A 20,741-nucleotide genomic window follows, 5' to 3' on the forward strand; every position below is an offset into this window, starting at 1 on the left:
TAAACAGCAAAGTTAAAAAAATTGTCTATAGTAACCTCATTAACACACCATAAAAAATGCGACTATAAAAAATAATCGCATTTTTGTAGGATAAAGTTACAATCCCCGTATTTAATCACTTCTACGGCCACCGAATAAAATCGATGCATAATATAAAAGTGTTACCAACGCACTTAACGCTGCTACAACATACGTCATCGCGGCCCATTTCAAAGCATCTTTTGCACCGTCATGTTCTTCACCATTATAGGTTACACCAGCATGGTTTAACCATTCCAGTGCGCGGTTCGACGCATCAAACTCGACGGGCAAGGTGATAAAAGAAAATAAGGTCGTAATAGCCAGCGCCCCAACTCCAACAGCTAAAAGCCATGGATTACCACCTTTAGAAAAAGCAAACAGCATAACGCCCAACATCAATACCCATGATGTCATTTTGGAAGCCGCATTGACCATCGGTACCATTGCCGAACGGAATCCTAACCATTTATAGGCTTTGGCGTGCTGTACAGCATGACCACATTCGTGCGCCGCTACCGCTGCAGCTGCAACACTGCGGCCACTGTAAACTTCGGGGCTTAAATTAACGGTTTTATCTGACGGATTATAGTGATCTCCCAAACGATCTGGGATAGACAATACCTTTACATCATATATACCGTTATCATTTAACATTTTTTGCGCAATCTCAGCTCCAGACATCCCGTTGCTCAAAGGCATTTCGGAGTATTTCTTAAATTTGTTTTTGAATCTTGTTTGGACAATTAGGCTTACCACCATTATTCCAATAAATAAAATCAAGTACATAGCTATTCAATCGTTTTATAGTTATAATATGACTATCAAACCTTATTCCAATCGTTGAAAAAAGGTATATGCATAAATTTCTAAGATAAAAAAAGTCTTTGACCTGACAAAAAGAACAGGTTCTTCTGATCTCCACATGACATAATTGCCACATCATTTGGACAAATAACTCCGCTTTCAGCTTCGGTCCAACGAAACACTTACACTGATTAACAAGAATTCAATACGTATACTCATCAGTCATTTCCGAAGGCGCACAGTTATTTTAAGTTCAATCAGGAGCAGATTATTGAAGGAAATGGCTTTTGAAGGCATGATGCGCAAAGGATTGTAGCATTGCCTTAATTACAAACAAACAGTGGGAAAATACAAAAGCAGCGAAACTTCCTGTAATCCAAATTGGGAATGTAAATAAGAAGGGGCGTTTTGCAATGCCCCCTTTATTACAAATAGCCCATTTGCAGGGTGAGATCAGTACCTTCAATCATCTTACGTAAATTGCTCAATGCGTAGCGCATCCTCCCCAAAGCAGTATTGATACTTACTTCGGTTATTTCCGCAATATCTTTAAAGCTCATATCACAAAAGTGTCGCATAATGAGCACTTCTTTTTGATCGTCCGGAAGTTTTTGGATCATTTTCTTAAGATCAACATCAACCTGCTGTTTGAGCATTTTTGACTCTGCGCTTTCATCACTAAATTCGAGCACCTCAAAAATATCAAATCCATCCGCATTCACAATATTTGGAGCACGTTTTGCTTTTCTAAAAAAGTCAACAATCATATTGTGCGCTATACGAATAGCCCAAGGTAAAAATTTACCCTCTTCATTATATTTACCGGATTTTAATGTGTTGATGATTTTAATGAAAGTCTCCTGGAAAATATCTTCAGCAAGATATTCATCTTTTACTTTCATATATATAGAAGTATATATTTTCGATTTATATCGATTCAACAATGCCTCTAGACCGGACTCTTGGCCACCGACATACATTTGGATCAACTCTTGATCGCTTTTACCTTTTAGAAGTCTCATACGTCACTTACTTTTTTAGCAGTTCGCAAATAAATTATCAGTTCTGTGTTAAAATGTAAATGTTTGCCGTATAAACTATCCTTTCTTATTGTAAAACAATCAATTAATCTAAAACCAAATTACCGCAAAATAAATGAGTAATCAAATTATTACAATTTATTTTAAGGTTTTTTAACATTTAAAAATAAGTTATCTGCCTCTAAAAATAAGTTATCTGCCTCACATTTCCAAACCGAGCTCTTAAGGCAATTCTCCCAATCCCTCCGAAACAAGCTAGAACCAGCAGTTGTACATGAGAAGGACAACACGCCAATGCGGCATTATTTAATCCGAACTTTATAGGGAGTTAATAGGGACCTAATAGGGACCTCATTCGGATGAGCCCCTATTTGAACCGTATAAAATACGGTTCAGGTTATTATATAATTCCTTTGATAAGTTAAATTGGTACGGACTTATACCATACATGTTACGCTGAAAATAGCTGTAAGAAAATAAAAAAGCGGAACCACCGCATTGGTGATTCCGCTTTTTTTTATTCCTAGGGGAATTTCTTATTTATACAATGGGAACTCAGCCATCATTGCTCTTACTTTACCATGGATCAAATCCAGTTGAGCATCGTTAGATGCATTTTTCAATGCCTCATCGATCAATTCGCCGATTTGTATAATTTCATTCTCTTTAATACCACGTGTTGTAATTGCAGCAGTACCAAAACGTACACCTGAAGTCACAAAAGGAGAACGTGTATCGAAAGGAACCATATTTTTATTTGTTGTGATACCGGCTTTACCTAATACAGCTTCAGCTTCTTTACCAGAAATATCTTTGTTGCGAAGATCCACCAACATCAAGTGATTGTCTGTACCACCAGAGATGATCTTGTAATCTCTTTCTACAAAGAATTGTGCCAATGCAGCTGCATTTTTCTTTACCTGAACGATATATTCCATATACTCATCGGATAAAGCCTCACCATAAGCGATCGCTTTCGCTGCGATTGTATGCTCCAAAGGACCACCTTGTGTACCTGGGAATACAGCTAAATCCAATAATTGCGTGATTGTACGGATTTCACCTTTAGGTGTTTTGATACCCCATGGATTTTCAAAATCTTTACCGACCATAATCATACCACCACGTGGACCACGAAGCGTTTTGTGTGTCGTTGTCGTAACGATATGGCAATGTGGAAGTGGATCATTCAATAAACCACGAGCGATTAAACCTGCAGGGTGAGAAATATCAGCCATTACGATAGCACCAATTTCGTCTGCAACTTTACGAATGCGCGCGTAATCCCAATCGCGAGAATAAGCCGAAGCACCACAGATGATCATCTTTGGTTTTTCACGAAGCGCTGTTTCTTCCAATTGCTCGTAGTCAATTAGACCTGTATCTTCTTTTACACCATAAAATAATGGTTGATAGATCTTACCAGATAAGTTCGCTGGTGAACCGTGTGTCAAGTGACCACCGTGAGATAAATCAAGACCTAAGATTTTGTCGCCGGGTTTGATTGTCGCCAAAAAAACAGCCGCATTTGCTTGAGCACCAGAGTGAGGCTGAACATTTACCCATTCTGCGCCAAATAATTGTTTTGCACGATCAATTGCGATGGTTTCAATCTCATCCACAACTTCACAACCTCCATAGTAACGTTTTCCTGGGAGGCCTTCTGCATATTTATTTGTCAACACTGAACCAGCAGCTTCCATCACTTGTTTTGAAACAAAGTTTTCTGAAGCAATTAATTCAATACCTTCTTCTTGGCGTTTAAGCTCATCAGCTATTAAATTAAAAATGGCTTGATCTCTTTCCATTGTTTTTAAATGTTGTAAAGTAAATTTTGTAGTTTATTTTAATGCCTCAAAGATAGCATATTCCATAAAGAATATCGACAAAAAGTCCTATTTTATTAAATATTCTTAGAAAAATAGCCTTATTTATGCGAATTACCTAATTAGGTCAAGATCATTTTATGGTGCTATCGGACTGAACAAGCGTATGAAGAATTGAATGTTTCGAAAATGTCAAAAAATCCCGGTCAAGCAATTTGCCATTAAAAAAATGTATTTTTGTATTGGATTGGCTAAAACACTATTACAATGAGTACAGAACATACAGCAGTTGCTCCTGTTTCTTTAACAGAAGGGGCAATCAAGGAACTAAATAAATTAAAGGATCAACAAGAAATCTCTGATGATTTTGGTTTACGTGTCGGTGTTGAAGGCGGCGGTTGTTCCGGTATGAGTTATATCTTGGGCTTTGACCAGAAAAAGGACGGCGATAACGAATACGAAATTCAAGGAATTCGCATCTTTATGAACAAAGCACATGGCCTATATCTTGCCGGTATGGAAATCGACTTCAAATCAGGACTAGATGCAAGGGGCTTCACATTCAATAATCCCAATGCAACAAGTACCTGCGGATGTGGAAGCAGTTTTTCAGCATAACTGAATTTCAGCACGAATGAAATAACAAAGGGACTGCCGAAGGCAGTCCCTTTGTCGTAGCAGATGCTTCCATCATTTTCGCCAGTTGATCGAGTGAAGATTTCAAAAAGTTCAACCTCGATTTAATGATATAAGCACAACAAAGCCCTCTTTCATTTTCCATCATAAATCACTAAATTAGCGACCTTTAGAAAAGAAGCATACAACAGTCTGATGTACAAAGAATATAAGCAGTTAAATTTACCCGAGATAGGTAAAGAGATTTTGACCCGTTGGGAACAGGAAAAAATATTCGAAAAAAGTATCAATAATCGTCCTGAAAGCAAGACCTATACATTTTTTGAAGGTCCGCCTTCTGCAAATGGAATGCCTGGAATTCACCACGTGATGGCACGTACGATTAAGGATATTTTCTGTCGTTACAAGACTTTGAAAGGTTACCAAGTGAAACGAAAAGGCGGCTGGGATACCCATGGTCTGCCCATTGAACTTGCTGTCGAAAAAGCTCTTGGAATCACAAAAGAGGATATCGGCAAAAAGATTACCGTAGAACAATATAATGACGCTTGTCGCAAGGAGGTAATGAAATATACCGATGTATGGAATGACCTAACCACCAAAATGGGCTATTGGGTTGACCTTGAACATCCTTATATTACTTACAAGAATGAATACATCGAAACCTTATGGTATTTATTGAAAGAACTTTACAAAAAAGGTCTTTTGTACAAGGGTTATACGATACAACCTTACTCTCCGGCAGCAGGTACAGGATTGAGTTCGCATGAACTTAACCAGCCCGGCACCTATAAAGATGTTAAAGATACCACCATCGTTGCAGAGTTTAGACTTATCAAAAGTCAGCTTCATCCAGCTATAGAAAAATTAGTTGACGACGATGCGGAGGATGTAGCATTCATTGCCTGGACGACCACGCCATGGACTTTACCGTCCAACACAGCCTTGGTTGTAGGCAAGAAAATAAATTATGTTAAGATCCGAACTTTCAATAAATATACCGGTGCTCCTGTATCTGTCGTATTAGCGAAAGATTTGATCAGCAAACATTTTAAAGCGGAAGGAGAAAATGCATCCTTCCAAGACTATAAATTGGGCGACAAAGTAATTCCTTGGGAGCTTGCAACAGAATTTGTAGGCGAAGAACTTGTTGGCTTGCGCTATGAGCAATTGTTGCCTTATATCACCAACGAGGACTTACAAGAAAATGCTTTCCGCGTTATTCCAGGCGACTTTGTTACGACTGAAGACGGTACCGGTATCGTCCACGCTGCTCCTACTTATGGTGCGGATGACTTTCGTGTAGCAAAAGAACATGGTGTACCGGGCATCTTGGTGAAAGATGAAAATGGAAAAGAGGTACCTACTGTTGACCGTACTGGACGTTTTGTAAGTGAAATCACAGATTTTGCCGGAAGATTTGTCAAAGAGGAATATTACAGCGCTGAGGAACGTTCAAAAGAAGACTTCAAACCTACAGACGTGTTGATCTCTATCAAACTGAAAGAGGACAACAAAGCTTTCGATGTCAAAAAATATGAGCATACCTATCCACATTGTTGGCGTACCGACAAACCTGTTCTATACTATCCATTAGATAGCTGGTTTATCCGCACAACAGCAGTGAAGGAAGATTTGGTTGCATTAAATAAAACCATCAACTGGAAACCTGAAGCAACCGGTACCGGCCGCTTCGGAAACTGGCTAGAAAACTTGGTAGACTGGAACCTTTCGCGTTCGCGTTATTGGGGAACTCCACTTCCTATCTGGCGTTCAGAAGACGAAAATGAAGAAGTTTGTATCGGCTCCTTACCTGAATTAAAGTCCTTATTGGAAGCTTCTTTGACCTCAGACGTTTTGTCTGACGATGAAAAAGCGAAGAATAAAGCTTACTTGGATAAATTCGACACCGAGCAACTTGATCTTCACCGTCCATATGTGGACGATATCGTTCTTGTTTCTGATGCCGGACAAAAGTTATTCCGCGAACCTGATCTGATAGACGTCTGGTTTGATTCGGGCGCAATGCCTTATGCACAATGGGGATTGGATCACGAAAAATTAGCCAAAGGCGAAGAGTTTCCTTTTAAAGCTGGATTCGATCACGCATACCCGGCAGACTTTATCGCTGAAGGGGTTGATCAAACACGGGGTTGGTTTTTCACCTTACATGCGATTTCTACAATGATGTACAAATCGGTTTCCTTCAAAAACGTGGTTTCCAATGGCTTGGTATTGGATAAAAATGGAAATAAGATGTCCAAACGCCTAGGCAATGGTGTTGATCCATTCTCGACGATCGATCAATACAGTGCTGATGCAACACGCTGGTACATGATCAGTAATGCGGCACCATGGGACAACCTTAAATTCAATATGGAAGGATTGGATGAAGTCCGCCGTAAATTCTTTGGTACTTTATATAATACCTACGCTTTTTTTGCATTGTATGCCAATATCGATAAGTTCTCTTATTCAGAACCAGATATTGCTTTGGAAAAACGTCCTGAAATTGACCGTTGGATTATCTCCTTGTTAAATTCGTTGACCAAGGAAGTAGACGAATACTTAGCGGATTACGAGCCTACAAAGGCCGCGCGCGCTATTCAAAACTTTGTTGATGAACATCTCAGCAACTGGTATGTCCGTCTTTGCCGTCGTCGTTTCTGGAAAGGAGATTATTCAGAAGATAAAATTTCGGCCTATCAAACACTTTATACATGTCTTGATACGATTGCGAAATTGATGTCGCCAATATCACCTTTCTTCTCGGATAGATTATTCCTGGATTTGAATTCAGCCACGAACAAGGAACAAGTTGAATCTGTTCACCTGGCGAATTTCCCGGTTTATAATGAAAGTCTAGTCGATAAAGATCTGGAAGAACGTATGGCTTTAGCGCAGGATATCTCATCGCTGACACTTTCTTTACGGAAGAAAACTTCCATCAATGTACGTCAACCATTAAATAAAATTTTGGTTCCAGTACTGGATAGTGCTTTCCAAGAAAAGGTAGAGAAAGTAAAAGATCTGATACTTTCTGAGACCAATATCAAAGATATCGAGTTCATTACAGATACCACTGGTATTATTAAGAAAAAAATAAAACCAAATTTCAAAGCTCTTGGCGCGAAAGTTGGTAAGGATATGAAGTTAGTTTCTTCGTCTATCCAATCGTTGACTATAGATCAAATCAGCACGTTGGAATCAACAGGCGAATTGGCCCTAGCAGGCACGCCATATACGATTTTACTGAGCGATGTAGAAATTATAGCAGAAGACGTTGAAGGATGGCAAGTAGCGAATCTAGGTAAATTGACCGTAGCATTAGATGTACATATCACCGAAGAATTGAAAAAAGAAGGTTTGTCAAGAGAATTGATCAACCGCCTACAAAATCTAAGGAAGGATAAAGGATTAGAAGTCACTGATAGAATTAACGTAAAGTTAACAGCTGCTTCAGAAGTGGTTAATGCTGCCAACGAAAATTTATCGTATATTTGCACCGAAATTCTGGCCGATTCATTGGTATTTGAAGATTCACTAACTGAAGGAGAGACCATCGAGATCGATGGCAAAGAACTTAAGGCATTAATCCAAAAAAATTAAATTATGGCAAACAACAACGAGAAAACACGCTATAGCGATTCAGAATTACAAGAATTCAAAGATATTATCTTGGACAAGCTTAGAATAGCAAAAGAAGAGCTTTCCTCGTTGACCGCAACGCTTAATAACAGTAATGCTAATGGTACCGACGATACTGCTGGAACGTACAAGACATTGGAAGACGGTTCAGCTACTTTAGAAAAAGAGCAAACAAATCAATTGGCTGCTCGTCAAAAGAAATTTATCGACAACCTAGAAGCGGCGTTGGTGCGCATCGAGAACAAAACGTATGGTATCTGTAGAGAAACAGGAAAACTGATTCAAAAAGAACGTTTGAAAGCTGTTCCACATACAACGTTGAGCATCGAAGCGAAAAACAAACAATATTAATTTTAGGCATTAAATATATGGTCTTTGCTTAGGCAAGGACCATTTTTATAACACAATGAAGGGTTATACGAAACCGATCGCGCTCATCGTAGCGATACTTTTAATAGATCAATTGTCAAAAATATGGGTTAAGCTCACAATGACAATTGGACAAAGCCACCATGTATTGGGCAAATTTTTCCAGATTCATTTTATTGAAAACAATGGAATGGCCTATGGTATGGAATTTGGCGGTGATTATGGAAAATTATTTTTGACGGTATTTCGTATTTTAGCCGTAGCTGGTATTGGATACGGCCTACATTACATGATCAAAAATAAGTATAACCGTGGATTCATCTTAAATGTTGCCCTAATTCTTGCCGGTGCCTTAGGAAATATCATCGATTCTGCTTTTTATGGTGTCATCTTTAGTGAAAGTACCTGGTATGATAAAGCGAGTTTATTCCCAGCAGGTGGTGGTTATTCTTCCTTCCTGCACGGAAAAGTAGTCGATATGCTTTATTTCCCATTAATTCAAGGCAACTTCCCTTCTTGGGTGCCCTTTTGGGGCGGTGAAGAGTTCCTCTTCTTCCGACCTGTATTCAATATTGCCGACTCGGCAATTTCTGTTGGGGTGGTTTTGATCCTGTTATTTCAAAAACGGTATTTCAAAACAGAAAAAGAAGAGAAATCCAGCATCCACAGTGAAATCGTTGAAGATTAACGAAATATCCTTGAAAGCCTTGTTAATCCCAAGGCTTTTATTTTTTTGCACATATAACCCAATACAACTATCTAAACTCTACTATTAGCATGAAAAACATTAGCCTACTTCTGACATTTTGCTGCCTACTAGGAATCCAAATAGCGCAGGCACAGCAGATCGAAGTTTCTAACTTAAAGAAACATATCTATTACCTCGCCGACGACAAAATGCAGGGACGAGGAACGGGCAGTAAGGAAGTATTTAAAGCTGCAGATTATATTGAAAAGGAATTCAAAAAATACAAACTTGAGCCTAAAGGTGAAAAAGGATACCGCCAATCCTTCAAAGCCAAAGTCTGGAAAGTAAAAGTTGCAGACAGCATTCGCAATGCAGATAATATCATTGGATTTATTGACAATGGTGCAGACTTAACAGTTGTTATAGGTGCACATTACGATCACTTGGGAACAGGTCGTCAAGGAAGTTCAAAAGATTCCTTAGGAGTAGGCAAAATCCACAATGGAGCCGACGATAATGCCTCTGGTACGGCTGGTTTATTGGAGCTCGCACGTTACTTTAGCAGCAACAATGAAAAAGAACCCTACAACTTATTGTTTATTGCTTTCGGGGCGGAAGAATTGGGATTAGTTGGTTCCAAATATTTTACGGAACACCCTACTCTACCATTGGAGAAAATCACAGCCATGCTCAATATGGATATGATCGGCCGCTATAATCCCAGCAATGGCCTTGCTGTAATCGGCTATGGAACAAGTAGTCAATGGCCAGCTATATTCAAAGATGTTCAGGCACCTATAAAATTTAATCTTAGCAAGGATGGCAACGGCGGATCTGACCAAACTTCATTCTACAAAAAGAATATACCGGTGTTGTTTTTCCATACTGGTGGACACCCAGACTACCATATGCCGACCGATGATGCCGATAAAATTGATTATAACGCTTTAAAGTCCATTTTAGATCTAGAAAAAACAGTAGTTGAAAATATCATGAAACAATCCAGTAAAATGGATTTTATATGGACCAACTAAAACAAAAAAGGCGGATTTGTGTCTAACAGCATGTGATAATCTAGCTTTTATATGCTCAAATGCTATAACAGAGATTAGTAAATTAGTTTGTAGACATACACGAATAAACTAAACAGCACACTTAAGACCCTGCAAACGAGTCTTTATAAACAGGTGCTTGGATATCATTTAATTATTGTTGATGAAAAAAATTCTAGTGACAGGATCCAATGGATTCCTTGGCCAAAAAGTCGTTGATTTACTTGCTAAAAATGACCAATATGATGTTGTTGCCATTTCAAAGGGTCCAAATCGCAACCCGAATCAAGTGGATTATGCTTTCTTTCAAGTAGACCTATCGGATCGGGAAAAACTGACAGATTTTTTATCTGCACAAACTTTTGATGCAATTGTACATACAGCAGCCATGACAAGTGTGGAAGCTTGTGAAGCAGATCAAGCAGCATGTCAATCGCTTAACGTCGATCTCGTAGCCTATTTGGCTTCCTACTGTACTGCACATCAGACCCAACTGATCCACTTATCTACAGACTTTGTATTTGATGGCAAAAAAAATGCGCCTTATGATGAAACAGATCTCCCCAATCCGCAAAGTGAATATGGGAAGAGTAAATACGCTTCCGAACAAGTGCTTGTGCGGTCCAGCTGCAATTATGCTATCCTTCGCACGATATTAGTCTATGGGATCAATGCTGACCCCAATCGTTCGAATCTAGTATTATGGGCTAAAAGTAAGTTGTCGCAAAATGAACCCATAAAAGTAGTCAATGACCAATGGAGAATGCCTACCTTTGTGGATGATTTAGCTTATGCTTGCCAACTCGCTATTGACCGAAAAGCGCAGGGAATATTTCATATTTCGGGAGCAGAGTTAATGTCGATCAATGAGGCTGTCTACAAAATTGCAGACTACTGGCAACTAGATAAAGGATTGATTTCGGAGATCAGTGCTGCCAGCATTGGACAGGCGGAGAACAGGCCACGGCAGACAGGCTTTGATCTGACTAGATCTAACGCTGAATTGGGTTATGTGCCGACGTCATTTATGGATTCTTTGGCAATCATAGATAATCAATTCAAAACGTTTGGACGATAATGACAAATAATGATATGATAGAGAAATTTGCGCGAGAGTCATACACTGAGATGAACGAATTGGTATTACCCAACGACACAAATACTTTTGGGAATTTGATGGGTGGCCGTTTATTGTATTGGATGGATATCTGTTCAGCTATTGCTGCTCAAAAACACTGTAGCAATGTCGTCGTAACAGTATCAGTCGACAATGTATCTTTTAAGCGCTCCATTAAACTTGGTGAGGTCGTCACGATACAAGCTCAGGTAACGCGTGCGTTTAATAGTTCTTTGGAAGTACGTATGGAAATTTTCGCGTCTAATTTACCGGAAGGCACCCGTGTAAAAACCAACGAAGCTTATTACACCTTTGTTGCTGTTGATGCGGATAACAATCCTAAAGCTGTGCCTGTATTAATTCCGGAAACAGATATAGAACACAAAGCTTACGAGGATGCATTACAACGAAGAGAACTGCGCCTTATTCTCGCGGGGAAATTAAAGCCTGAAAATGCAAAAAAATTAAAAGCGCTGGTCAGTCTTTTTAGCCAAAAGAACTAATGCTTGATGTTCATGACTTACGTACTGTGTAAATACTAAAAAAGGGAAAACGATCGTTTTCCCTTTTTGATTTATATCCCCATATACTGGGTTGATTTATTCGCGGTAGCTTACGCGTTACCAAGCGCTAAAATTCGATCAAATTCTTCTGGCTTCAAAGGCATTACAGACAAACGTCCTTGTCTGACCAAAGCGATATCCTGCAACTGCTCATCAGCCTTGATAGTTTCCAACGTAACGGATTTCTTCAGCGTCTCTACAGGTGCCAGATCCACAACGACCCAACGCTCATCATCTGTTGTCGGATCTTGATAAAATTCCTTGACGACTTTCGCCACCCCCACAACTTCTTTTCCTTCATTGCTATGGTAGAACAGGACCAGATCCCCTTCTTTCATAGCTTTGATATTATTCCTAGCTTGATAATTACGAACGCCATCCCAAAATGTACGGCCATCTTTATTAAATTGTTCCCAGCTATATTTAAATGGTTCAGATTTTACTAAGAAGTATTGCATGGTCAAATTTCTGTTAAGCGTTAAAAACTATTGTTGTGGCATTAAAACTTCCATTTTATCTGCAAAATGCGCACAGTAATCACGCAAGTCGCCAATAACTTTTTCTGCCATTGGATCACCGCCTGAAGAACGGATAAAAGAGTCGCCCAATGTTTGGAGCGTTTCATAGAAAAAACGCTTCATCTCATCGTAGGGCATATCTTTAGTCCAAAGGTCAATACGCATTGAATTTTTATAATGTGAATCCCATAGGGCTAAAAACATCGCTTTTGCAGGTAATTCCTCCGCATTATTTCCATCTGTAGAAGACCACATGATATTTTCAGGCACGTTGTTTTCATCTAACTCTACCTGTAATTTTATTTCAGCTTTTTTCATTTTAATATTATTGAGCTATTTATATTGAGCTATGTTTTTTGAAACAGGAACTATATTTGCCATCGATTCACAACCTAACTCGTCTTTATTTTTAATTTTACCTCTTACCCAAAGGTTACTTTGACAATTAAACTGGTGACACAAACGACTACCAAAAATGCCAATTGTAATAACCACATTTTTTTATTTGGCTTTACAAAGACCCTAAATACAATATCAATGACGGTCAATATCAACAACAATAGGATAAATGCGCCCCAAGTAAATAAAGCCTTTTCATCATTGGGGTTTTCCATAACAAACCAGGCAACAAGGCATGCACTAGCGATATTTAGTGGTGTAAAGCGCACAATAAATTAACGTTTTTTAAAATTGCGATTTGTTCCTCCCGATTTTCCACCTGCAGACTTACTTTTACTTTTTGCTTTTGGTTTAAATCCGGAAGCTCGTTGTGCCTCCCGCACTTCTTTCTGTTTGATAACGTATTTCTTTTCGTGAAAAGCACCTTGGAAATCTGGATCATCTTTTCGTTTTTGATTATCAATCTCGCGCGCAATATCCTGTTTTTCATGATAGGGTGTTTTCTCTATAAAGACATCCTCTGGTAGTGCGTAGACAGGTATACTTTGCTTGATCAATTTTTCGATTTTGCGAACATAATATTTCTCGGCATCATTACAGAACGTGATAGCATCTCCCTCATTGAAAGCTCGCCCGGTACGTCCAATACGATGCACATAATCTTCTATAACAATAGGTACTTCAAAGTTGATCACATGGCTTACATTAGAAACGTCAAGTCCTCGCGCCGCCACATCCGTTGCGACCAAAATACGAATATTCCCTTCCTTAAACGCATTGATGGAGTTGATACGTGTATTCTGCCCCTTATTGGCATGAATAACACGAACCTCATCTTTACCATATTTACGTTCCAAAAAGTGGAAAACATTGTCTGCTACCTGCTTTGTCTTACAGAAAACAATCAATCGGCTAAACGCTTCATCATCTTGCAAGAGATGTTGAAGCAAATTCAATTTTGTCTTTTGGTTGGGTACAACATACAATGCCTGACTCACCGTTTTTGCTGGTGTAGCTTGTTCCGACACCTCAATAACGGTCGGAAATGCTAAGAAATCACCTGCAATTTTGCGAACAAGCTCACTCATTGTTGCTGAGAACAATAAGTTCTGACGTTTGCGTGGTACGATTTCAAGTACACGATGGATCTTACTAATAAAACCCATATCCATCATCTTATCGGCCTCGTCCAAGACCAAAAATTTGAGTGATTTGACAACAATGTGCCCTTCGAGGTACAAGTCTAAAAATCGACCTGGAGTTGCCACAATAATATCCACTCCTTTTTCGAGTATTTCTATCTGAGTTTTTGGTCCTAATCCACCATAAAGTACCACTGAACGCAAATCAAGGTAAGTAGAAAACAGCTTAATATTTTCTTCGATCTGCATGGCCAATTCTCTCGTTGGTGTCAAAATCAACGCACGCGCATCATTTCCCTGAGCATACTTTAACTTCATCAACATGGGCAACACGAATGCCGCGGTTTTTCCAGTTCCCGTCTGAGCGATTCCCATCACATCCTGCCCGGCCAATATTGGAGTAATTGCCTTTTCTTGGATCTCTGTCGGTTGTTGATACCCCGCCTCCGCTATCGCATTTAAGATCTGTTTATTGAATTTAAAATTTTCAAATGATTGCTGCATCTTGCAAAGATAAGGAAAAGAGTCCATTTGACTTTCCTTGACAACCAATACGGCACACATTTACTTTCAATTGACATAAAAATTGGTAAAAAGCATATTATAAAGTCTAATATTTTGGTTTTTAAGAGAATTAAAGCATTTTTGTACTGTATAAACAAACTTTTTATCAGGTTGATATGAAAAAATTATGGATGTGTTTGTTGTTCATCACAACAAGCTTTGCTGCATTTGCCGATGAGGGAATGTGGTTTTTAATGTATCTAAAGCGTCTGAATGAGTCAGATATGCAGAAAAAAGGGCTTCGCTTAAGTGCCGAAGAAATCTACAGCATTAACCACTCTAGCTTAAAAGATGCAATCGTACAATTCAATGGTGGCTGTACTGCTGAGATCGTTTCTGATCAAGGCTTGGTATTCACCAACCATCACTGTGGATATGGTGCTATTGCTGAACTTTCTACACCAGAAAATGATCATTTAACAAATGGTTTCTGGGCCAAATCCAAAAATGAAGAGTTAAAACCTAAATCTTTGTCGGTTCGCTTTTTTGTGCGCATGGATGATGTTTCAAAACGAATCTTAGGTTTGGTCAACAACAAAATGGCTGAAGATGAACGAAAAAAAATCATTGCCGCTGAAATTGCCAAAATTCAAAAAGAGAATAGCGAAAATGGTAAGTATGTGGTTGAAGTAAAATCGTTCTACCAAGGCAATGAGTATTATTATTTTGTATACCAAGATTACAATGATGTCCGTTTGGTGGGAACACCCCCAAATAGCATTGGAAAATTTGGCGGTGATACGGATAACTGGGAATGGCCACGTCATACGGGAGATTTCTCAATTTTCCGAGTTTACGCTGATAAAAATGGTAATCCAGCAGAGTATGCACAAGAAAATGTCCCTTTGAAACCTAAACATTTCCTACCTGTCAGCTTAAAAGGTGTTCAAGAAGGAGATTTCGCGATGATCTTAGGCTATCCAGGTCGTACCAATCGTTGGATGCCTGCTGGAGGAATCAATCAGAATGTTAAATTCGCTTATCCAGCTTGGGTAGAAGCTTCTAAAACAGGTATGGATGCCATGAAAAAATTCATGGATCAAGACCAAGCTGTAAAATTGAACTATGCTTCAAAATACTCTCAGGTAGCTAACTACTGGAAAAACCGTCAAGGAATGATTGATGCTTTGACATTACATAAAACTGCAGAATCTAAAGCAAAAGACGAAGCTAAATTTGACAAATGGGCAAATAAAGCTGCAAACAAAGCAGAATACGGTGACGTCATCAAAACAATCAACGAATTTTATGCTTCGACAAACGAGAAAGCTAGACATGACAACTATTTAATGGGTATGTTGCGTTCTAGTGCAATTGCAGCTTTACCGAACACAATTGGATCAGGTTTAGAAGTATATACTGCTGGAGATGAAGCAAGAAGAAATGCTATTCTTCCTCGTTTAAAATCTGCCATCGATGCAGGTTATGAAAAAATGTACATGCCGCTTGAAGAGCAAGTATTGATTGACGAATTGAATCTTTATGCTAAAAAAGCAGGAAATATTGCGCCATATATTGCAGAATTGGCTGCTAAAAATAACGGTGACTTTACGGCTTATGTCAAAGAATCTGTGAAGAACAGCATCTTCGCTTCTGCTGAACGTTTGAACAATTACCTGGAGACCCCTAACGCTGAAATTTTAGCCAATGACCCATTGTATAAACTTTCTTCGGCCTTACTTAACAGATACCGTCAAGTAGATCCTAGCTGGAAAACACAAGATGACAAATTTGAAGGTGCTTATCGTAAATATGTCGCTGGGGTATTGGCTTCGAATCCAAAAGGCAAATTCTATCCAGATGCGAACAGTACGTTACGTTTAAGTTACGGTTCGATCAAGGGCCTACCACAAGATCCCCGTAACGATGCAGACAAAAACTTTTACACAACGTTAAAAGGTACTATTGCGAAGTACAAAAAGGGCGACGAAGAGTTTGATTTACCACAACGTTTGATGGATCTGTACAATAATAAGGACTATGGTCGTTATGCAGACAAGAAAGGATATCTACCAGTGAACTTCCTAAGTGACAACGACATAACAGGCGGAAACTCAGGTTCACCCGTAATAAATGGCAACGGTGAATTAATTGGCCTAGCTTTTGATGGTAATATTGAAGCTATGGCTGGTGATGTGATCTTCGACCACAAGCTACAACGTACAATTTCAGTTGATATCCGATATGTGTTATTTATCATCGATAAATTTGCAGGAGCAACCAACATTATTGACGAACTTAAGATTGTTGAATAGTTTTTTTTAAGCTTTTTCGATAAAAAAAAACGAAATTTATTTTCTATTTGATTCGTTTTTGTATATTTAAGGAGTGTTTAGGAAAAACCATAAAAACTAAAATTATAATTATAAAAAAATGGAAAACTACGTAAAATTAAAAGAGTTAGTAGCTTCTATCGAAGCTGATGCAGACAAGTTCTTCAACAATGGTAATTCTGCAGCTGGTACACGTGTACGTAAAGGATTACAAGAAATCAAAACCTTAGCACAAGAACTTCGTAACGAAGTTACTTCTAAGAAAAACGACGGAAAATAGTTTTTTCGAAGTTAAACATAAAAAAGGCCTTTCAAATGAAAGGCCTTTTTTGTTGGTTTTTACAGAAATGTACAGGCTATCACCAAATTGTAAATCTTAATACCCAGGTAATCACCGAAAGAGGCCTTCAGTTTATCATAAACCTGCTGCCTTGTCAAGGGTCTATCTTTCTTCTTTAACAAGGTAGCCGATGAAGGGTTTACGGCTCCCAACTCCACCTTCGTTGCAAACATATTGTAATGCAGCTCTGGAACCGCCAAACCAAGAATCATCCCCGGTAGTCCATTAAAGGCCGAAGGACCTCCCGAAACAGGGATTTGATCCGTATAAAAAGCAACGGCATAGATGGAATCCAATACAAGTCCATTGGCCCTACGGCAGGGGTAACCTGCGATTTCACGGTATTCATTCGTGATTTTCCACTTGATCTTTAATGTCGAATCTGCCACGACAACCCGTTCCCCCCCTAACTCAAAGACAGAATTAAATGCTTTACTCTTCAAATTTTGGTAGCCACTTATCCCAGACTCAAAAATACCAGACCGCATCAGCCCGCTAACAACGTCCGAATACTCTTCAGCAATATGCTCATAGAGGACCTCATCATTGGAAAATGTCAGTTTCTTTTTCAACACCTGGTTTTCGGGAATCTGCCCGATCATTTCTTTGATGGAGTTACGTGTATCCTCGTCTTTTGCATATGTTGCATAGCGTTTGAGCAGGTTTTTAAGAAACACGGTTTTGTCATAGGTAATTGTTCCTTGCGTAGGAAAATAAGCATATTGTCCAAAAGCTGTGGCTCCCCAGAAAAAGAACAGCAATAGGACGAGTAAATTTTTGATATCTTTCATTTTATTTCGATTTTACGAGCATTTTATTTATTTCCCAAGTGAGCTTAACCATATAATATCTGCTGATTGTGTTGTATCGGCGTTCGGTCAGTAGTGTCCCGTTTTGACTTCTGTCAAAACCCACATTCTGTTTGAGGAGGTCATTAACCATAAAGGTCAATTCAAGCTTTTCATCTTTTCGGAATTTTTTTGATAATGCGGGACTCAGCACAAATCGTTCAAATTTTTTACTGTACACCGCTGTAGGAGCCTGATAATTGTAGCTAAAATCTGCCCGCACAATAAATTTAGCCGGAAGAAAGTACTTTAGGTTTCCCTCAGATGAAAACGTAAATCCCTTACTATCTTCCATTGCACCAATGGAATTGTCTTGTATAAGATAGCCTGGAGACAATTCAATACCAAAGTCCAAGCCTTTGGTTGTCGATCGCTGTAGACTATAATTCATCCCATAACGCTGCACTTTGGCATTCGCCAAAACAGTATTGACATAGTTATAATTGTTGCTGAAAGATACCGATGGACCGCCACCATGTCTCAATTGAATTTTTTTCCATAATTTGCCGTAATACATTGGCCTGATGCTAATTTGATTATTGCTATTATGATTCAAATTTCCCCAAACAAATGTCGTCTTACCCAATGAATCAATCGTTGTATTTTGCACTAAAGCATTGTTTGTACGTGATGCACTTAAAAAGATACCTATAAACTTATCTTCCAATACGGAATACGTTCTAAAGCTTAGATTCAAATTATTGGTGTAGGATGGTTTCAAATTTTCGTTACCTAGATATTCATTCAAAGGGTCCAAATTCGACCGGAGTGGCTGGATCTGATTTAAAGAGGGCAAACCATTGGTACCCTGATATTCTAGATTGATCGATTTATTTTTCTGTATTTCATAATTAACATCAACCACCGGATTATACACAAAAAATGATCGTGAGAGTCTCGAATTCTCCATGCGGTTTAATTGCGACAGATTACTGTTCTCGAACTTATTCGAGACATTGACCACCAACTTTTCCAGAGGCTTGTAATTAATAGCAAGATTATACGTGTTTTTTGTCGTTTTGTATAAGAAATCATTGCTATACAAACTATCTAGTCTATCAAAACTACCGGTATTCTGATTTTTATCGAAAGACCTAACTGCGTTGTTATTTCTGTTGAAATTCAATCCATATTCGAAAGAAAGGATAATCTTTTTTGAAATCGGTTCGGAATAAGCAAATTCACCCCCCGTGGAAAAAGAGCTATTTTTCACAAATTTCTTCTGGTCGAGAGTCGAATCTCTTTCAACATTCCCTAATTTGTAAAATCTAAGTTTAGAAAACAAATCTTGCTCACCATCCTGTTTATTGCCCGATGTAAAATAGTTGAATGATAACGAACGGCCTTTCTTTTTAAAACGTCTTACATAGAGTGCAGAGGCATTATACTGTTCGGATCTAGAATCGTTCTTAAACTTTCGCATGTTATCGTTGATCTTTTGATCAAATTGATTTACAGTAGTTGATTGTGTCTCTGAAGAACTATTATCATGTCTTTTGTTTGCACCTGCCCAAACCGTTAAATCCGACATGGAATCGACCTTAAATTCATATTTCAAACCAATATTATGCTTTCTGTTCTCATTTGACGCCAATGTGCTGCTATTGCTAGTCAATATCGTGTCGCGTGCCGCATTTCGCGTGAACACGTTGCGATCCAAATCAACATCAGACCGGATATGCTTATAGTCGATCCGCCAAGCATGTTTTTTGTTAGCGGTTTTATCTGAATATAGAAATCCCGTATTCAAGGACTTAGGAATACCTTCACCATTAAAATTATCGCCTCTATCGTAATCACCCCCCATGCTTGATACCTCCTCATAACTGAGCCCGCTCTTGCCGGTATTACTTGCAATCAAATAAGCCGAAGCTTTAAACGATTGATTAAAATAGTTCAAAAAGCCCTGTCCAGCGTAGAACTTATCACTACCTCCACCGACATCTACTTTGCCGAATATTCCGCGTCTCGCTTCCTCTTTTAGCTTCACGTTGATTGTCTGTGTACGTTCACCATCATCAATTCCTGTTTTCTCAGCCTTATCAGACTTCTTTTCATAGACCTGAATTTTATCAACCATATCAGAACGAATATTCCGGCTTACTAAAATGGGATCGTCACCAAAGAACTCCTCCCCGTCAACAAGCATTTTCTTTACTGTTTTTCCTTGGGCAGTAATTTTTCCAGAGGCATCGACGGTAATCCCAGGTAAGACTTTCAACAAATCTTCAACTTTAGCGTTTTTTTCCACTTTAAAACTTCCGGCATCATATTCCGTTGTATCGCCCTTGATACTAATAGGCACCCGTCCCATAACAATGACTTCCTCCAGCAAGGTTGTGCTGCTGGTCATTCCAATAGACATGTTATTGTAATGCTGCCCTGGCAAGATCTCCGCGTAATATTCACCATACTTCGGATAGGTGACAATGATAAAATATTGTCCAGTATCAGGCCGCTCAAGAGAGAACTTACCATTTTCATCCGAACGGGCAAAATTGGTCAAAATGGAATCTTTGGCTGTTAACAACATAATTGTTGCATTATGCAGCTTAAGCTGATCTTTTACATCACTGATTTTTCCTTCAATCCGGGATTGAGCATGAACTATTCCGCATAAACAGAATAAAATAAGTAAAAGTAGTTGCCCCACTCTTTTCATAATATGGTTTGGATAGTATATAATTATATAAATAATAACATTCGTGCACAAAACTAATATTTTGTTTCAGTTAATTTAAGTTTATCTCAAAAAAAATACACGTAATAAAAAGACATTAAAAAACAACACAAAAAACTGTTTAACAGCACAATACAAATTAAAAACCATAAAAAAAGCTCTTCTTTTGAAGAGCTTTTTTATCTAAACAGTTAGAAATACACAACATATTGT

At 38.6% G+C, this 20,741-nt stretch carries 18 protein-coding genes; 9 read left to right on the plus strand and 9 right to left on the minus strand.

The features are described from left to right. Window positions 1-111: 111 nt before the first annotated feature. The 3 genes from GVK91_RS17355 to glyA all read right to left on the minus strand — a co-directional run bounded on the left by GVK91_RS17355 (window position 112) and on the right by glyA (window position 3,673). Window positions 112-807: a zinc metallopeptidase gene (locus GVK91_RS17355; RefSeq protein ID WP_088160292.1), complete on the minus strand. Its 696-nt coding sequence runs from the start codon at window positions 805-807 to the stop codon at window positions 112-114. Window positions 808-1,250: 443 nt separating this feature from the next. Beyond that, window positions 1,251-1,847: an RNA polymerase sigma factor gene (locus GVK91_RS17360; protein ID WP_075991123.1), complete on the minus strand. Its 597-nt coding sequence runs from the start codon at window positions 1,845-1,847 to the stop codon at window positions 1,251-1,253. A gap of 554 nt (window positions 1,848-2,401) precedes the next feature. Then, window positions 2,402-3,673: a serine hydroxymethyltransferase gene (gene glyA, locus GVK91_RS17365; RefSeq protein ID WP_075991122.1), complete on the minus strand. Its 1,272-nt coding sequence runs from the start codon at window positions 3,671-3,673 to the stop codon at window positions 2,402-2,404. A gap of 285 nt (window positions 3,674-3,958) precedes the next feature. Here glyA and GVK91_RS17370 point away from each other — a divergent pair, with 285 nt between their 5' ends. From GVK91_RS17370 to GVK91_RS17400, 7 genes are all read left to right on the plus strand, one after another. Then, entirely contained in the window at window positions 3,959-4,309 is a 351-nt protein-coding gene (locus GVK91_RS17370) for an iron-sulfur cluster assembly accessory protein (protein ID WP_046674047.1), read from the plus strand. Between the two features lie 213 nt (window positions 4,310-4,522). Further along, window positions 4,523-7,936, plus strand: coding sequence for an isoleucine--tRNA ligase (gene ileS / locus GVK91_RS17375; protein WP_159730486.1), 3,414 nt, complete (start codon window positions 4,523-4,525; stop codon window positions 7,934-7,936). Between the two features lie 3 nt (window positions 7,937-7,939). Then, entirely contained in the window at window positions 7,940-8,326 is a 387-nt protein-coding gene (locus GVK91_RS17380) for a TraR/DksA C4-type zinc finger protein (protein ID WP_046674049.1), read from the plus strand. 55 nt (window positions 8,327-8,381) lie between these two features. Continuing rightward, window positions 8,382-9,032 (plus strand): lipoprotein signal peptidase, encoded by a 651-nt coding sequence (locus tag GVK91_RS17385; RefSeq protein WP_075991120.1) that lies wholly within the window; start codon window positions 8,382-8,384, stop codon window positions 9,030-9,032. An 89-nt stretch (window positions 9,033-9,121) separates the two neighbouring features. Next, a complete protein-coding gene (locus GVK91_RS17390) occupies window positions 9,122-10,066 on the plus strand; it encodes a M20/M25/M40 family metallo-hydrolase (RefSeq protein WP_075991119.1) in 945 nt (314 codons plus the stop codon). A 181-nt stretch (window positions 10,067-10,247) separates the two neighbouring features. Further along, on the plus strand, window positions 10,248-11,162 hold the full coding sequence (locus tag GVK91_RS17395) for an NAD(P)-dependent oxidoreductase (RefSeq protein WP_153847221.1): 915 nt from the start codon (window positions 10,248-10,250) through the stop codon (window positions 11,160-11,162). 14 nt (window positions 11,163-11,176) lie between these two features. Continuing rightward, entirely contained in the window at window positions 11,177-11,704 is a 528-nt protein-coding gene (locus GVK91_RS17400; protein WP_046674180.1) for an acyl-CoA thioesterase, read from the plus strand. Between the two features lie 110 nt (window positions 11,705-11,814). Here the strand turns inward: GVK91_RS17400 and GVK91_RS17405 are convergent, their stop codons facing one another. The 4 genes from GVK91_RS17405 to GVK91_RS17420 all read right to left on the minus strand — a co-directional run bounded on the left by GVK91_RS17405 (window position 11,815) and on the right by GVK91_RS17420 (window position 14,327). Continuing rightward, window positions 11,815-12,222: an EVE domain-containing protein gene (locus tag GVK91_RS17405; RefSeq protein WP_075991117.1), complete on the minus strand. Its 408-nt coding sequence runs from the start codon at window positions 12,220-12,222 to the stop codon at window positions 11,815-11,817. Window positions 12,223-12,249: 27 nt separating this feature from the next. Then, window positions 12,250-12,600 carry a gliding motility protein GldC gene (gene gldC / locus GVK91_RS17410; protein WP_088160288.1) on the minus strand — a complete coding sequence of 117 codons (351 nt, stop codon included), beginning with the start codon at window positions 12,598-12,600 and terminating at the stop codon, window positions 12,250-12,252. A 104-nt stretch (window positions 12,601-12,704) separates the two neighbouring features. Continuing rightward, a complete protein-coding gene (locus GVK91_RS17415) occupies window positions 12,705-12,950 on the minus strand; it encodes a hypothetical protein (protein ID WP_075991115.1) in 246 nt (81 codons plus the stop codon). Between the two features lie 6 nt (window positions 12,951-12,956). Continuing rightward, complete coding sequence (locus GVK91_RS17420; RefSeq protein ID WP_153847222.1) at window positions 12,957-14,327, minus strand: DEAD/DEAH box helicase; 1,371 nt, start codon at window positions 14,325-14,327, stop codon at window positions 12,957-12,959. A 176-nt stretch (window positions 14,328-14,503) separates the two neighbouring features. On the opposite strand from GVK91_RS17420, the gene GVK91_RS17425 reads away from it, so the two are divergent. Next, entirely contained in the window at window positions 14,504-16,642 is a 2,139-nt protein-coding gene (locus GVK91_RS17425; RefSeq protein ID WP_159730488.1) for a S46 family peptidase, read from the plus strand. Between the two features lie 118 nt (window positions 16,643-16,760). Next, a complete protein-coding gene (locus GVK91_RS17430) occupies window positions 16,761-16,940 on the plus strand; it encodes a histone H1 (protein WP_153847224.1) in 180 nt (59 codons plus the stop codon). Between the two features lie 59 nt (window positions 16,941-16,999). Here the strand turns inward: GVK91_RS17430 and GVK91_RS17435 are convergent, their stop codons facing one another. Continuing rightward, the gene (locus tag GVK91_RS17435; RefSeq protein WP_153847225.1) at window positions 17,000-17,791 is read right to left on the minus strand and encodes a GLPGLI family protein; all 792 of its coding nucleotides are present in this window, start codon (window positions 17,789-17,791) and stop codon (window positions 17,000-17,002) included. Window position 17,792: 1 nt separating this feature from the next. Then, complete coding sequence (locus GVK91_RS17440; RefSeq protein ID WP_159730490.1) at window positions 17,793-20,510, minus strand: outer membrane beta-barrel protein; 2,718 nt, start codon at window positions 20,508-20,510, stop codon at window positions 17,793-17,795. Window positions 20,511-20,741 lie beyond the last annotated feature (231 nt).

The sequence above is a fragment of the Sphingobacterium sp. 18053 genome (genome assembly GCF_902706145.1).
GTDB classification, from domain to species: Bacteria; Bacteroidota; Bacteroidia; order Sphingobacteriales; family Sphingobacteriaceae; genus Sphingobacterium; species Sphingobacterium paramultivorum.